Here is a 14,866-nt window from a genome sequence, read left to right as displayed (position 1 = left end):
GGCTGCTTCTTTGCCAGCGTCCCGTACGCTTCTCCGGTGACCGTCGGAACCGTGCTCCTCTTCGTCCTCGGTGTGGTCGTCTTCATCGTCGGCTTGCTGATCTCGATCGGGCTCCACGAGCTCGGTCACCTCGCGTTCGCGAAGCTCTTCGGCGTGAAGGTGACGCAGTACTCGCTCGGCTTCGGCAAGGCGCTCTGGTCGTTCCGTCGGGGGGAGACCGAGTACGGGATCCGCCCGATCCTGCTCGGCGGCTACATCTCCATGGTGGGGATGCTGAAGCCCCGTGCCTCCGGCCGCGCCATCACGAACACGGGCATGTACAGCGCGTTCGTGCAGGACGCCCGGCAGGCCAGCGCCGAGCAGATCGCGGAGTCCGGTGGCGACGACTCGCGGGCGTTCTACCGGCTGACCCCGTGGAAGCGCATCATCGTGATGGTCGCCGGTCCTGCGATGAACCTGGTGATCGGGATCGTCCTGTTCGGTGTGCTGCTCGTCGGGTTCGGTGCGCCGACCACGACCTTCACGTCGAGCGTGGACTGCGTGCTCCCGACGACCGCGACGACGACGTGTTCACCAGGCGACGCCGTCTCCCCGGCGAAAGAGGCCGGGATCCGCTCCGGCGACGTGGTCCTCGCCGTCGGCGGCAAGGAGAACCCGACGATCACCGAGGTCTCCGACACGTTCCAGGAGTCCGCTGGCAAGCCGGTCCAGGTCGTCGTCGAACGCGATGGTGCACGGAAGACCCTCGAGGTCACGCCGGCGCTGGCCACCCGCGACGTGTACGACGCGCAGGGGAAGGTCGTGAAGAACGCGGACGGCACGTCGAAGACCCAGCAGGTCGGTGTGGTCGGGGTCTCGATCGGCCAGACGCTCGTGCGGCAGTCGCCTGCTGCGGTCCTGCCGGCGACCGGAGCGCAGATCGGGGCGTCCGCGCACCTCATCATCGACCTCCCGCAGCGCCTCGTCGCGGTCTGGAACGCGGCGTTCGGCGCGCAGGAGCGCTCGTCGGACAGCCCCGTGTCCGTGGTCGGTGTCGGTCGGGCGATCGGCACGGTGTCGTCGATGAGCGGCGTCCCCGTGGTCGACAAGATCTACACGATCCTCGGGCTGCTGGCGTCGCTGAACATCGGCCTGTTCGTGCTGAACATGGTGCCGCTCCTGCCGCTCGACGGCGGGCACATCGCCGGCGCCCTCTGGGAGGTGATCAAGCGTCGCGCGTTCAAGCTCGTCGGCAAGGCGGACCCCGGTCCCATCGACCTCGCGAAGACCATGCCGCTCACGATGGTCGTCGTGGTGTTGCTCGCCGGCATGAGCGCCCTGCTGATCTACGCCGACATCGTGCGGCCGGTGAACCTGTTCGGATAGGCCCCGCCAGCACTACGCTCAGCGCATGAGCACAGCGCCCGAGGTCCGTGCCGTCGAACGGCAGGGCATCGACGTCATCGCCGAGTCCGAGCGGAAGGGGCGGCCCCGCGGGCTGTTCTGGCCGTGGTTCGCCGCCAACATCTCCGTCCTCGGGTTGAGCTACGGCTCGTTCGTGCTGGGCTTCGGGATCTCCGTGGTCCAGGCGACCGTGGTGTCCGTCATCGGGGTCGTGTTCTCGTTCCTGCTGTGCGGCATCGTGGCGATCGCCGGCAAGCGCGGTTCGGCGCCGACGATGGTCCTGAGCCGTGCGGCCTTCGGCGTGCGGGGCAACCGACTGCCGTCGTTCCTGAGCTGGATCCTCACGGTCGGGTGGGAGACCTCGCTCGCTGCGCTGGCGGTGCTCGCGACGTCGACGGTGTTCCGGGAGCTCGGCTGGGACGACGGCGTCGTGACGAAGCTCGTCGCGCTCGTGGTCGTCGCCGCCCTGGTGATCGGCGCCGGCATCGCCGGGTTCGACGTGATCATGCGGCTGCAGGCGTGGATCACCGTGATCACCGCCGTGCTGACGGTCGTCTACATCGTGCTCGTCGCCGGGTCGATCGACTTCGGCGCACTCGCGGCGCTGCCGTCCGGGAGCGCGCAGAACGTCGTCGGCGCTCTGGTCCTCGTGATGACCGGGTTCGGGCTCGGCTGGGTGAACGCCGCCGCCGACTACTCGCGCTACCTGCCGCGGTCGGCCTCGACGGGCGGGGTGGTGTGGTGGACGACGTTCGGGGGAGCGCTCGCTCCGGTGGTGCTCGTCGTCACCGGGGTCCTGCTCGCGGGGTCGTCGAAGCAGCTGAACACCGACATCAGCGCCGACCCGATCGGCGCGCTCACCACACTGCTGCCGGTCTGGTTCCTCGTGCCGTTCGCGATCGTCGCCATCCTCGGCCTGGTCGGCGGCGCCGTGCTCGACATCTACTCCTCCGGACTCGCCCTGCTGAGCGCCGGGATCCGCATCCCGCGCCCGGTCGCCGCCGGGGTGGACGGCGTCTTCATGGTCGCCGGCGCGATCTACGTGGTGTTCTTCGCGACCGACTTCATCTCGCCGTTCCAGGCGTTCCTGGTCACGCTCGGCGTCCCGATCGCGGCGTGGTGCGGCGTCTTCGTGGCCGACGTCGTCCTGCGCCGGAAGGCCTACGCCGAGGGGGAGCTGCACGCGACGACCGGCCGCTACGGCGACGTCCGCTGGGGTGCGATCGGACTCGTCGTGCTCGGGACCGCACTCGGCTGGGGCCTGGTGACGAACACGTACGGCGTGCCGTCGTGGCTCAACTGGCAGGGGTACCTGCTGGAGCCGTTCGGACTCGGCGGTCGAACCGGTGCGTGGGCGTACGCGAACCTCGGCGTGCTGGTGGCCCTGGTCGTCGGGTTTCTCGGGACGGTGCTCTTCGCCCGCCGGTCGATCCGCGAGCAGGAGTCGCTGCCGGTGACCGAGCCGATCGACAGCGTCCCCGCGACGGAGCTGCACCCGTGACGCCGGCGCCGGACACCAGCGACGCGTGGCTCGTCGTCATCGACATGCAACGCGTCTTCACCGGTGACAGCGAGTGGGCCGCGCCGCGCTACGACGACGCAGCGGCGGGGATCCAGCGCCTGCTCCCACGGTTCGCGGACCGGACGGTCCGGACCCGCTTCGTCGCGCCCGAGCGCCCGCAGGGTGCATGGGTCGACTACTACCGAGACTGGCCGTTCGCGCTCGTCCCCGCCGACGATCCGCTGTACGACCTGACGGAGCCGTTCGCGGCTCTGGACGGCCCCGTCGTCACCGAGACGTCCTTCGGCAAGTGGGGGACGACCCTCCAGTCCGTCGTGGGGGACCGACCGCACCTGGTCCTGACCGGTGTGTCGACGGACTGCTGCGTCCTGTCGACCGCGCTCGCGGCGGCCGACGCCGGCGCCCGCGTGACGGTCGTGGCGGACGCCTGCGCCGGAGCGAGCGACGCCGACCACGAGCGCGCCCTCGACACCATGCGCCTGTACGCGCCGCTGATCACGGTCGTCGACACGCTCTGAGGTTCGCGCGCACCCGGAGCGCGTAGAGTTCGATCCGTGCCCGCAGTGAATCTCGGTATGCCCAAGGCCCCGGAAACCCTCGCCCCCCGTCGCAAGTCCCGGCAGATCCGGGTCGGCAAGGTCCTGGTCGGTGGCGACGCGCCGGTGTCCGTGCAGTCGATGACGACGACGCCGACCACGAACATCAACGCGACCCTGCAGCAGATCGCCGAGCTCACGGCGTCCGGCTGTGACATCGTCCGCGTGGCGGTGCCGACCCAGGACGACGCCGACGCGCTGCCGATCATCGCGAAGAAGTCGCAGATCCCGGTGATCGCCGACATCCACTTCCAGCCGAAGTACGTCTTCCAGGCGATCGACGCCGGATGTGCCGCCGTCCGCGTGAACCCGGGCAACATCCGCAAGTTCGACGACCAGGTGGGCGCGATCGCCGCGGCGGCCAAGGCGGCGAACGTCAGCCTCCGCATCGGTGTGAACGCCGGGTCGCTCGAGCCGAGCCTGCTCCAGAAGTACGGCAAGGCGACCCCGGAGGCGCTCGTCGAGTCCGCCGTGTGGGAAGCCTCCCTGTTCGAGGAGCACGACTTCCACGACTTCAAGATCTCGGTCAAGCACAACGACCCGATCGTGATGGTGAAGGCCTACCGGCAGCTCGCCGAACGCGGCGACTGGCCCCTGCACCTCGGCGTGACCGAGGCCGGTCCGGAGTTCCAGGGCACCATCAAGAGCGCCACCGCGTTCGGCATCCTGCTCAGCGAGGGCATCGGCGACACCATCCGCGTGTCCCTGTCGGCGCCCCCCGCGCAAGAGGTGAAGGTCGGCCTGCAGATCCTGCAGTCGCTGAACCTCCGCGAGCGCAAGCTCGAGATCGTCTCGTGCCCGAGCTGCGGTCGCGCCCAGGTGGACGTCTACCAGCTCGCGAACGACGTCACGACGGGGCTCGAGGGCATGACCGTGCCGCTCCGCGTCGCCGTGATGGGCTGCGTCGTGAACGGTCCCGGAGAAGCGCGCGAGGCCGACCTCGGCGTCGCGTCGGGCAACGGCAAGGGCCAGATCTTCGTCAAGGGCCAGGTCATCAAGACCGTGCCGGAGGCCGAGATCGTCGCGACGCTCCTCGCGGAGGCGAACCGCCTGGCCGACGAGATGGGTCCGGCCGCCGGTACCGGCAAGCCGCTCGTCGTCACGTCCTGACCGCGCGCAGCACCACACACCGGACAGGAGGCTCGTGGCGATCCCGCCACGGGCCTCCTGTCCGTCGCGGTGACGGTCGGCACCGCCGCTAGGCTGAGCGGGTGGTCACACGGCTCTCGCATCTGTTCCTCCGTACGCTCCGCGACGATCCCTCCGACGCCGAGGTGACGAGCGCGAAGCTGCTCGTCCGCGCCGGGTACATCCGTCGCCAGGCCCCGGGCATCTTCGCCTGGCTGCCGCTCGGTCTGCGCGTCCGCGCGCGCATCGAGGGCATCATCCGGCAGGAGATGGAGGCCGCCGGCGCGCAAGAGGTCCTGCTTCCGGCGCTGGCCCCGCGCGAGCCCTACGAGGCGACGAACCGCTGGACCGAGTACGGCGAGGGCATCTTCCGCCTGCAGGACCGCAAGGGCGCCGACTACCTGCTCGCGCCCACGCACGAAGAGCTCTTCGCGCTGCTGGTGAAGGACCTGTACTCGTCGTACAAGGACCTGCCCGTCACGCTGTTCCAGATCCAGGACAAGTACCGCGACGAAGCACGTCCCCGTGCCGGGCTGCTGCGCGGTCGCGAGTTCACGATGAAGGACGCCTACTCGTTCGACGTCACGGACGAGGGGCTCGACCGCAGCTACCAGACGATGCGCGACGCCTACGAGCGCATCTTCAGCCGCCTGGGTCTCGAGTACGCGATCGTCAAGGCCGACGCCGGTGCGATGGGCGGCTCCAAGTCGGAGGAGTTCCTGCACCCGATCGCCGTGGGTGAGGACACCTTCGTGCGCAGTGCCGGCGGGTACGCGGCCAACGTCGAGGCGTACGTCACCCCGGTGCCCTACGCCCTGCCGATCGACGGCCAGCCCGAACCCGTGCTGCTACCGGCGTCGGACACCCCGACGATCGACACCCTCGTCGAGCACGCCAACCAGGTGGCTCCGCGCGACGGTGCGCCGTGGACGGCCGCCGACACGCTCAAGAACGTCGTGCTCGCGCTGACGCACCTCGACGGCACGCGGGAGATCGTCGTCGTCGGGCTCCCCGGCGACCGCGACGTCGACCTGAAGCGTGCAGAGGTCTCGTTCGCCCCCGCCGAGGTCGAAGCCGCGGGCGACGACGACTTCCGGAAGCACAAGGGCCTGGTCAAGGGCTACATCGGCCCGCAGGTCCTCGGCGCGGACAGCGCGACGGGCATCCGGTACTTCGTCGACCCGCGCGTCGTCGACGGCACCGCGTGGGTGACCGGCGCGAACGAGCGCGGCCTCCACGTCTCGGGCCTCGTCGCCGGGCGTGACTTCGTCGCCGACGGCGTGGTCGAGGTCTCCGACGTCCGTGCCGGCGACCCCGCACCCGACGGCTCCGGTCCGCTCGAGACCGCACGCGGCATGGAGATCGGCCACGTCTTCCAGCTCGGCCGCAAGTACGCCGAAGCCCTCGGGCTCAAGGTGCAGGACGAGAACGGCAAGCTCGCCACCGTGACGATGGGCTCGTACGGCATCGGCGTGACCCGCATCCTCGCGATCCTGGCCGAGGCGCACAACGACGACAAGGGTCTCGCGTGGCCGAAGCACGTCGCACCGTTCGACGTGCACGTGGTCGCCACCGGTCGGGACGAGACCGCCTACGACCTCGCCACGTCGATCGTCGCCTCGCTCGAGGACGACCGGTACGACGTGCTCTACGACGACCGTCCCAAGGTCTCTCCCGGCGTGAAGCTCCGCGACGCCGAGCTCCTGGGCATGCCGATCGTGATCGTCTCCGGTCGCGGCGCCGCCGACGGCATCGTCGAGCTGTGGAACCGTGCGAGCGGTGAGCGCACCGAGGTGCCCGTCGCCGACCTGCTGTCGGCGGTCCGCGCGATCTAGCGGCTGGCACCGCAGTGCGGCCGAAACGCCGCGACCGGAACGAGACGCCGCCGACATCGGCGGCGTCTCGTCGTTCCGGGACCGTTTCGGGGATCTGGGCGCGCCACGCACCGGACGGGAGGCTCGGTGCGGGCTGGCACCGTGCCTCCAGTCCGCAACGGCGCGGCCGGGTCGCGACCCGCAGTGCGGTAGTCTGGACGCCGACTTCTGCGCGGTTCCAGTGCGCGGGAGCGACTCAGCTGAATACGGAGGCCCTCGGTGAAGATCGATCTCGCAGTCCTGCGACTCATGGAGCGTGAACGGGAGATCCCGTTCGAAGAACTCGTCCAGATCATCGAGTCGGCCATCCTGACCGCGTACCACAAGCACACCGACGAGAACGGCGAGCCGGCCGACGCGCAGTCCCGCGTCGAGCTCGACCGGAAGACCGGTGAGGTCAGCGTCTTCGTACCGGAGCGCGACGACGAGGGCACCGTCATCGGTGAGGCCGTCGACCAGCCGAGCGACTTCGGCCGCATCGCGGCGTTCGCGGCGAAGCAGGTCATCAACCAGCGACTCCGCGACATCGGCGACGACAAGATCCTCGGCGAGTTCCGCGGCAAGGAAGGCGACATCGTCGCGGGTGTGGTCCAGCAGGGCCCGAACCCGAAGATGGTGCACGTCGACCTCGGCACGGTGGAGGCCATCCTGCCGCCGGAAGAGCAGGTCCCGGGGGAGACGTACACGCACGGCTCCCGCCTCCGCGTCTACGTGACGAGCGTCGGCCGCGGCAACAAGGGTCCGCAGATCACGGTGTCGCGCACGCACCCGGGTCTGGTCCGCAAGCTGTTCGCGCTCGAGGTCCCGGAGATCGCCTCCGGCGTCGTGGAGATCACCTCGCTCGCACGTGAAGCCGGTCACCGCACGAAGATCGCGGTCAAGGCGAACGAACCCGGCGTCAACGCGAAGGGCGCGTGCATCGGCGAGCTCGGTGCCCGCGTGCGCGCCGTGACGACCGAGCTCGGTGCCGAGAAGATCGACATCGTGGACTGGTCGCCCGACCTCGCGACGTTCGTGGCGAGCGCGCTGTCGCCGGCGAAGGTGACGAGCGCGTTCGTGCTCGACGTCTCGACCAAGGCGGTCCGTGCTCTGGTGCCCGACTACCAGCTGTCGCTCGCGATCGGCAAGGAAGGGCAGAACGCCCGCCTGGCAGCGAAGCTCACGGGCGCGCGCATCGACATCCAGCCGGATTCCATCCTGGACGACGACGAGTGATGGTCGACATCCAGATGATTCGTCGAGGTTCCATCTTGGACGACGACGAGTCGTAGCGGGCGGGTTTCGCGCTCGGCGTGCCCCGTCCGGGCGCGCCGGATCGCGGTCGTCGGAGGCAAGGAGTAGAGTGGTCGCCGTCAGAACGTGCATCGGCAGTCGTCGTCGCGCATCCCGATCCTCCCTCCTCCGAGTCGTCGCCCTGGGTGACGGACGTGTGGTGGCGGATCCGAAGGCAGTCATGCCGGGCCGGGGAGCGTGGCTCACACCGACCGTCGAAGCCTACGAGCTGGCCGTCAAGCGCAGGGCTTTCCGCCGGGCGCTGCGGCTGGATCGCGAACCGGACACGTCTGCGGTGCTCGACTACCTGCGGAGTCTCCCTCACCCGAGGGACCTCGCGGAAGAGCGCCCGGACACGACAGAACAGGCTGAACGGCTTATGGACAACTGATGAGCGGCTCGAAATGAGACCCATCATCCAGTGAGTCCTACCCCTTGACGGGGTGGGACCCGTGAAGGAGAACAGTGGCGAAACCACGCGTACACGAGATCGCAAGCGAGCTCGGCGTCGACAGCAAGACCGCACTCGAGAAGCTCAAGGAGCTGGGCGAGTTCGTCAAGGGACCGAGCTCGAGTGTCGAGCCCCCCGTGGCACGGAAGCTCCGTGCCGCCCTGCAGGCAGAAGGTGCTTCGGCGTCCGCCAAGCCCGCTGCAGCAGCACCCGCGCCGGCGGCGAAGTCCGCAGCGCCCAAGCCCGGTGGCCCGAAGCCCGGACCCAAGCGTCCGGCGCCGACCCCGGAGCCCGAGGCCGCAGCACCCGCCGCGGCAGCACCCTCGGACGGTTCCGACGTGCCCGTCACGCCGGCTCCGAAGACCGTCGCACAGCGACAGGCCGAGGCAGAAGCAGCCCAGAAGGCGGCAGCCGAGTCGAAGAGCTCCGGCTCCGCTGACGGTCCCGCCAAGTCGGACGCCGTGAAGCCGGGTGGCCCGAAGCCCGCAGCGGCTGCCGGTCCGAAGCCGGGTGGCCCGAAGCCGGGCGCACGTCCGGGCAACAACCCTTACGCGTCCAGCCAGGGCATGGGCTCGCGCCCGCCCCGTCCGGGCAACAACCCCTACTCGTCGAACCAGGGCATGGGCCAGCGCCCCGCCGGCGGTGCCGGCGGCGGTGGGATCCCGCGTCCGCAGCCCCCGCGTCCCGGCGCGCCCCGTCCGGGTGCTCCGCGTCCGGGTGGTCCCGGTCAGGGCAACCGTCCGAACGGCTTCGGGCAGCGCCCGGGCCAGGGTGGCGGCGGTCGTGGCGGCCCCGGTGGTCGTCCGGGTGCCGGTGGCGGCGCCGGTGGCGGCTTCCCGCGTCCGGCGTTCAGCGGCCCGCGTCCCGCCGGTGGCGGCGGCCGTGGTCGTGGCCCCGGTGGCGGTACCGCTGGTGCGTTCGGTCGTGGTGGCGGCAAGAGCCGTGCCCGCAAGTCGAAGCGGACGAAGCGCGCCGAGTACGAGATGCGGCAGGCGCCGTCGCTCGGCGGTGTGCAGGTCCCTCGTGGCGACGGCAACACGGTCGTCCGACTCCGTCGCGGTGCGAGCATCTCGGACTTCGCGGACAAGATCGACGCCAGCCCCGGCAACCTCGTGACGGTGCTGTTCCACCTCGGTGAGATGGCGACCGCCACGGAGTCCCTCGACGAGGCGACCTTCGAGGTCCTCGGCGACGAGCTCGGCTACAAGATCCAGATCGTGTCGCCGGAAGACGAAGACCGCGAGCTCCTCGAGGGCTTCGACATCGACATCGACGCCGAGTACGCAGAGGAAGACGACTCCGTCCTCCAGCAGCGTCCCCCGGTCGTCACCGTCATGGGTCACGTCGACCACGGTAAGACCCGACTGCTCGACGCCATCCGCAACTCCAAGGTGGTCGAGGGCGAAGCCGGCGGCATCACGCAGCACATCGGTGCGTACCAGATCACCACCGAGCACGAGGGCATCGAGCGCCCGATCACCTTCATCGACACCCCTGGACACGAGGCGTTCACCGCCATGCGTGCCCGTGGTGCGCAGGTGACGGACATCGCGATCCTGGTGGTCGCGGCGGACGACGGCATCATGCCCCAGACGATCGAGGCGCTGAACCACGCGCAGTCGGCGAACGTGCCGATCGTGGTCGCGGTGAACAAGATCGACAAGGACGGCGCGAACCCGGCCAAGGTCCGCCAGCAGCTCACCGAGTACAACCTGGTGGCCGAGGAGTACGGCGGCGACGTCATGTTCGTCGACGTGTCGGCGCGGCAGAACATCGGCATCCAGGAGCTCCTGGACGCCGTCCTGCTCACCGCGGACGCCGGGCTCGACCTGCGTGCGAACCCCGACAAGGACGCCCGCGGTGTCGCGATCGAAGCACGCCTCGACAAGGGCCGCGGCGCCGTCGCGACGGTGCTCATCCAGTCGGGCACGCTCCACGTCGGTGACGCCATCGTGGCGGGTACGGCCTACGGCCGCGTCCGTGCGATGACCGACGAGGACGGCAACGCCGTCGCAGCAGCGACGCCGAGCCGCCCGGTCCAGGTGCAGGGTCTGTCGTCGGTGCCCCGCGCCGGTGACACGTTCCTCGTCACCGAAGAGGACCGCACGGCACGCCAGATCGCTGAGAAGCGTGAAGCCGCCGAGCGCAACGCCCAGCTGGCCAAGGCCCGCAAGCGCATCTCGCTCGAGGACTTCACCCGTGCACTCGAAGAGGGCAAGGTCGACTCGCTCAACCTCATCATCAAGGGTGACGTCTCCGGTGCCGTCGAGGCACTCGAGCAGTCGCTCCTCGACATCGAGGTGGACGACAGCGTGCAGCTGCGCATCCTGCACCGCGGTGTGGGTGCGATCACGGAGTCGGACATCGACCTCGCCACGATCGACAACGCGATCGTCGTCGGCTTCAACGTCCGTCCGGACGTCAAGGCCCGCGAGCGCGCTGCCCGTGAAGGCATCGACGTCCGGTTCTACTCGGTCATCTACAACGCACTCGAGGACATCGAGCAGTCCCTCAAGGGCATGCTCAAGCCCGAGTACGAAGAGGTGCAGTCCGGTGTCGCCGAGATCCGCGAGGTCTTCCGGTCCTCGAAGTTCGGCAACATCGCCGGTGTCATCGTCCGTTCCGGCACGATCACGCGCAACGCCAAGGCGCGCGTCATCCGTGACGGCGTGGTCCTCGCGGACGGGCTGGCCATCGAGTCGCTCCGTCGCTTCAAGGACGACGTCACCGAGGTCCGCACGGACTTCGAGGCCGGTATCGGTCTGGGCAAGTACAACGACATCCAGATCGGTGACGAGATCGAGACCACCGAGCTCGTCGAGAAGCCGCGCGACTGATCGTGTGACCACCCTGGGCCCCGGCCTCTCCTTCGCGGGAGGAGCCGGGGCCCGACCCCGTTCCACCACCGCCCCAGGAGGCACCCATGGCTGATCCGCAGCGCGCACGCAAGATGGCGGACCGCATCAAGGAAGTCGTCGCCCGCCGGATCGACAAGGGCCTGCGTGACCCGCGACTCGGGTTCGTGACCATCACGGACGTCCGCGTCACCGGTGACCTGCAGCACGCGTCGGTCTTCTACACCGTGTACGGCACGGACGAGGAGCGTGCCGACTCCGCCGCGGCGCTCAAGGCCGCGACCGGCATGCTCCGCTCCGAGGTCGGCAAGAACATCACCGCTCGGTTGACGCCGTCGCTCGAGTTCATCGCCGACGCCCTGCCGGACACCTCGGCGCACATGGAGGACCTGCTGGTGCAGGCCAAGCTGCGCGACGAGGAGGTCCGGAACGCCTCGGCCGGCGCGACGTACGCCGGCGACGCCGACCCGTACAAGCACGACGACGACGAGGACGACGACGCCGAGGAGCGCGCCTAGTCGGTCCCGACGCTCAGTCTGACCCATCCGGCAACCGGTAGCCGCTCGCGTCGTCCCCGACGGCCAGCCCGTCGCGCAGGAGCGACGCGAGCGCCCGGTCGCGCTGGGCGTCGTCCGGCCACACCATGCGGATCTCGTCCGGGGTGACCGGGACGTCGCTCGCGCGGAGCTCGGCCATCACGAGCCCACGGACCTGTCGGTCACTCCCGGCGAACCTGGCCTGCTTCGGGGCGCGTGGGCCGTCGTGCTCCGGGTACCCGGCTGCTCGCCAGGCGCACCGGTCCGCGATGGGGCATGCGTCGCACGCGGGGGAGCGGGCGACGCACACGAGTGCGCCGAGCTCCATCACGGCGGCGTTGGTCGTCGCCGCGTCGTCGCGGTCCTCCGGCAGGACCGACTCCATCAGCGGCAGGTCCCGCTTTGCCTTCGCCGGCCCGGGCTCGCCCTCGCCGAGGAGCGCTCGCGCCAGGACCCGCCGCACGTTGACGTCGACCACCGGGTGCCGGTCGCCGTACGCGAAGACCGCCACCGCCCTGGCCGTGTAGTCGCCGATCCCCGGGAGCGCGAGGAGCGCGTCGACGTCGCGGGGCACCACGTTGTCGTGCCGCTCGGCGATCGCCGTCGCCGCCGCGTGCAGCGCGAGCGCGCGTCTCGGGTAGCCGAGCCGGTCCCAGGCCCGCACTGCGTCGCCGGGAGGCGAGTCGGCGAGGTCGCGAGGTGTCGGCCACCGGGTGAGCCATGCCTCCAGTCGGGGAACCACGCGCGCGACCTGCGTCTGCTGGAGCATTATCTCGCTGACCAGGGTGCCCCACGCGGGGAAGCCGGGGCGGCGCCAGGGCAGGTCGCGCGCCTCGGCGCGGTACCAGGCGATCAGCGGGGTCGCGATGTCGGGATCGGTCGGGTTCTCCACAGGCCCTCGGGAGGCTCCGCTCGCGTTCACCACGACAGCCTACGGTGGGTGCATGGCACGCTGGGCACCAGAAGAGACCGACACGATGGCCGCGATCGCGAACGAGGTGATCGCGCAGGTCGGGACAAACCGCACCGTCGTCGGCATCGACGGCCAGGACGGCGTCGACCTCGAGCGCGTCGCCGCAGCACTCGTTGCCGGGTTCGAACAGCAGGGCGTCTCCGCCATGGCGGCTGCCGCGAGCTCGGCGGACGCCGACGCGCTGCGGAACGACCTGGTGGCGCCGTTCCGGTCGACGGGGGAAGGCCCCGGCGTGCTGGTGGTGCACGGGCACGGTGTCCTCGGCGCCGGTGCGCGTGGGCTGTGGCGGTGGTCGATGTGGGTCGAGCAGGAGTCCGGTCGGCTCGAGCGCCGCGCCGACGTCAAGATCGCCGCGTCCGCGGTGCTCGACGTCACCGACCCGGCGCACCCTCGGCGCGAGTGGAACGATGCCTGCTGACGCCGCTGGCGTCCCACCGCGCTGGTAATCTGCTGCGGTGCTCGCAACCGCTCCCGACGGCATCCTCCTCGTCGACAAACCGCAGGGGATCTCGAGCCACCGTGCCGTGTCCATCGCGCGTCGACGGCTCGACCTGAAGAAGATCGGTCACGCCGGCACGCTCGACCCGATGGCGACGGGCCTCCTGCTCCTCGGTGCGGGCCCCTCGACCAGGCTCCTGACGCACCTCGTCGGGCTCGACAAGACCTACACGGCGACGATCAGACTCGGCGTCTCCACCGACTCCGACGACGCGGACGGCACACCGGTCGCCGCGGTCGGTGTCGGATCCGCGGACGTCTCCGACGCGGCGATCGAGGCGGCCGTCGCCACGCAGCGCGGCCCGATCTCGCAGGTACCCTCGACGGTCAGTGCCATCAAGGTGGACGGTCGGCGCGCGTACGACCTCGCCAGGAAGGGCGAGGAAGTGACCCTTAAGGCGAGGGCGGTGACGATCTCGCGCTTCGACGTGACCGGTCGGAACGACCGTGTCGTGTCAGCGCTCGACGCGTCGGTGCCCGTCGTCGACCTCGACGTCGTCGTCTCGTGTTCGTCGGGCACGTACGTGCGGGCACTCGCCCGTGACGTCGGCGCAGCGCTCGGGACCGGCGCTCACCTGACAGCCCTGCGTCGCACCCTCGTCGGACCGTTCTCGGTCGACGACGCGGTCGACCTGGAGGACGACTCGGTCGACGTCCGCGGGGCACTCGTGCGGCCGGCCGACATCGCCCGCACCCTGTTCCCGGTCGTGACGCTCGACGCCGTCGACGCGAAGGACCTCGCGGACGGCAAGCGGATCGGCGCCGACCACCCGGACACCGACGGACCCGTCGCCGCCGTCACCGCGCGCGACGACCGGCTCATCGGCCTCGTGTCGGTGCGCAGGGGGCTGCTGCGCGTCATCACCAACTTCCCGACGACGACCGGAGCCAACGCGTGATCGAGTGGTTCATGTGGGTGCAGTTCGTGCTCGCCGTCGTGATCGGCGTCTTCGCCGTGGTGGTCGGGTTCATCGGGTGGAAGCCGAACGACTACACCGTCGGATCGCTCGTCCTCGTCGAACTGCTGCTCATCGCGCAGCTCGTCGTCTCGCTCGTCGCACCAGCGGTCGGGAACCCACCTCGGGGCAACGTGCTCGAGTTCTGGGTGTACGCGGTGTCGGTCCTGCTCGTCCCGCCGGCCACCATCGTGTGGGCGCTCGTCGACCGCACGCGGTGGAGCACCGTGGTCCTGGGCGCCGGGGCCTTCACCGTCGCGGTGATGCTCTACCGGATGTACCAGATCTGGTTCGCGCTGAACTGAGGTGCGTCCGCGTCACCGGGCGACCAGGTGTGCCGCGGTGGTCTCCCGGCGTCGGTAGAATCGGTGCAATGGCGACCAAGACCTCACTCGCGACCGGCATCGGTCGCGTCCTCATCGCCGTGTACGGCATCCTCGCGCTCGCGGCGACCGGGCGGAGCGTCGTCCAGATCGCGGAGAAGTTCTCGTTCGCCCCGTTCGCGTACACGCTGAGCGCGATCGCCGCGGTCGTGTACATCGTCGCGATGATCGCCCTGATCGTCCCCGGTCGGTTCTGGTACCGGGTGGCGTGCGTCACCATCGTGTTCGAGATGACCGGTGTCCTGGTGATCGGCACGCTGTCGCTGTTCGACCGTCAGCTCTTCCCGGACGACACCATCTGGTCGTACTACGGGATGGGGTACGCCTTCGCGCCGCTCGTCCTGCCGATCGCCGGGCTGTGGTGGCTCCGCAAGCACCACCGCACCGCCGGACGACCCGTTGCCGAGCCCGCCGTGACGGCCGGCGAGTAGGCGGGGGA

The 14,866-nt window shown here is 70.1% G+C and carries 14 protein-coding genes; 13 read left to right on the top strand and 1 reads right to left on the bottom strand.

All coding sequences use genetic code 11. From position 1 onward, the window contains the following. Positions 1-36 precede the first annotated feature (36 nt). The 9 genes from ACO0E1_RS10085 (at position 37) to rbfA (ending at position 11,599) form a co-directional block, all read left to right on the top strand. Positions 37-1,365 carry a M50 family metallopeptidase gene (locus ACO0E1_RS10085; RefSeq protein WP_422874055.1) on the top strand — a complete coding sequence of 443 codons (1,329 nt, stop codon included), beginning with the start codon at positions 37-39 and terminating at the stop codon, positions 1,363-1,365. Positions 1,366-1,390: 25 nt separating this feature from the next. Beyond that, positions 1,391-2,884: a purine-cytosine permease family protein gene (locus ACO0E1_RS10080; RefSeq protein ID WP_422874054.1), complete on the top strand. Its 1,494-nt coding sequence runs from the start codon at positions 1,391-1,393 to the stop codon at positions 2,882-2,884. Next, complete coding sequence (locus ACO0E1_RS10075) at positions 2,881-3,423, top strand: cysteine hydrolase family protein (protein ID WP_422874053.1); 543 nt, start codon at positions 2,881-2,883, stop codon at positions 3,421-3,423. Before ACO0E1_RS10080 ends, ACO0E1_RS10075 begins: the two co-directional genes overlap by 4 nt. 57 nt (positions 3,424-3,480) lie before the next feature. Next, positions 3,481-4,611 carry a flavodoxin-dependent (E)-4-hydroxy-3-methylbut-2-enyl-diphosphate synthase gene (gene ispG / locus ACO0E1_RS10070; protein ID WP_422874092.1) on the top strand — a complete coding sequence of 377 codons (1,131 nt, stop codon included), beginning with the start codon at positions 3,481-3,483 and terminating at the stop codon, positions 4,609-4,611. Positions 4,612-4,712: 101 nt separating this feature from the next. Then, entirely contained in the window at positions 4,713-6,464 is a 1,752-nt protein-coding gene (locus ACO0E1_RS10065; protein ID WP_422874052.1) for a proline--tRNA ligase, read from the top strand. 258 nt (positions 6,465-6,722) lie between these two features. Further along, positions 6,723-7,718, top strand: a complete 996-nt coding sequence (gene nusA, locus ACO0E1_RS10060) for a transcription termination factor NusA (RefSeq protein ID WP_422874051.1) — start codon at positions 6,723-6,725, stop codon at positions 7,716-7,718. 127 nt (positions 7,719-7,845) lie between these two features. Continuing rightward, a complete protein-coding gene (locus ACO0E1_RS10055; protein WP_281264724.1) occupies positions 7,846-8,166 on the top strand; it encodes a YlxR family protein in 321 nt (106 codons plus the stop codon). A gap of 74 nt (positions 8,167-8,240) precedes the next feature. Then, positions 8,241-11,063: a translation initiation factor IF-2 gene (gene infB, locus ACO0E1_RS10050; RefSeq protein ID WP_422874050.1), complete on the top strand. Its 2,823-nt coding sequence runs from the start codon at positions 8,241-8,243 to the stop codon at positions 11,061-11,063. A gap of 86 nt (positions 11,064-11,149) precedes the next feature. Further along, the gene (gene rbfA, locus ACO0E1_RS10045) at positions 11,150-11,599 is read left to right on the top strand and encodes a 30S ribosome-binding factor RbfA (RefSeq protein WP_422874049.1); all 450 of its coding nucleotides are present in this window, start codon (positions 11,150-11,152) and stop codon (positions 11,597-11,599) included. 13 nt (positions 11,600-11,612) lie between these two features. Here the strand turns inward: rbfA and ACO0E1_RS10040 are convergent, their stop codons facing one another. Beyond that, positions 11,613-12,539: an HhH-GPD family protein gene (locus ACO0E1_RS10040; RefSeq protein WP_422874048.1), complete on the bottom strand. Its 927-nt coding sequence runs from the start codon at positions 12,537-12,539 to the stop codon at positions 11,613-11,615. A gap of 22 nt (positions 12,540-12,561) precedes the next feature. On the opposite strand from ACO0E1_RS10040, the gene ACO0E1_RS10035 reads away from it, so the two are divergent. The 4 genes from ACO0E1_RS10035 (at position 12,562) to ACO0E1_RS10020 (ending at position 14,858) form a co-directional block, all read left to right on the top strand. Further along, positions 12,562-13,008: a hypothetical protein gene (locus tag ACO0E1_RS10035; protein WP_402728859.1), complete on the top strand. Its 447-nt coding sequence runs from the start codon at positions 12,562-12,564 to the stop codon at positions 13,006-13,008. Positions 13,009-13,045: 37 nt separating this feature from the next. Next, positions 13,046-13,987 (top strand): tRNA pseudouridine(55) synthase TruB, encoded by a 942-nt coding sequence (gene truB / locus ACO0E1_RS10030; RefSeq protein WP_422874047.1) that lies wholly within the window; start codon positions 13,046-13,048, stop codon positions 13,985-13,987. Continuing rightward, the gene (locus ACO0E1_RS10025) at positions 13,984-14,349 is read left to right on the top strand and encodes a hypothetical protein (RefSeq protein WP_422874046.1); all 366 of its coding nucleotides are present in this window, start codon (positions 13,984-13,986) and stop codon (positions 14,347-14,349) included. The genes truB and ACO0E1_RS10025 overlap by 4 nt, the downstream gene beginning before the upstream one ends. 68 nt (positions 14,350-14,417) lie before the next feature. Continuing rightward, complete coding sequence (locus tag ACO0E1_RS10020) at positions 14,418-14,858, top strand: hypothetical protein (RefSeq protein ID WP_422874045.1); 441 nt, start codon at positions 14,418-14,420, stop codon at positions 14,856-14,858. The last annotated feature ends 8 nt before the right edge of the window (positions 14,859-14,866 follow it).

The sequence above is a fragment of the Curtobacterium guangdongense genome, assembly GCF_049341845.1.
GTDB lineage: Bacteria > Actinomycetota > Actinomycetes > Actinomycetales > Microbacteriaceae > Curtobacterium > Curtobacterium guangdongense.
The sequence above is the reverse complement of the archived record's forward strand: the minus strand, read 5'-3'. Positions and strand labels throughout refer to the sequence as shown.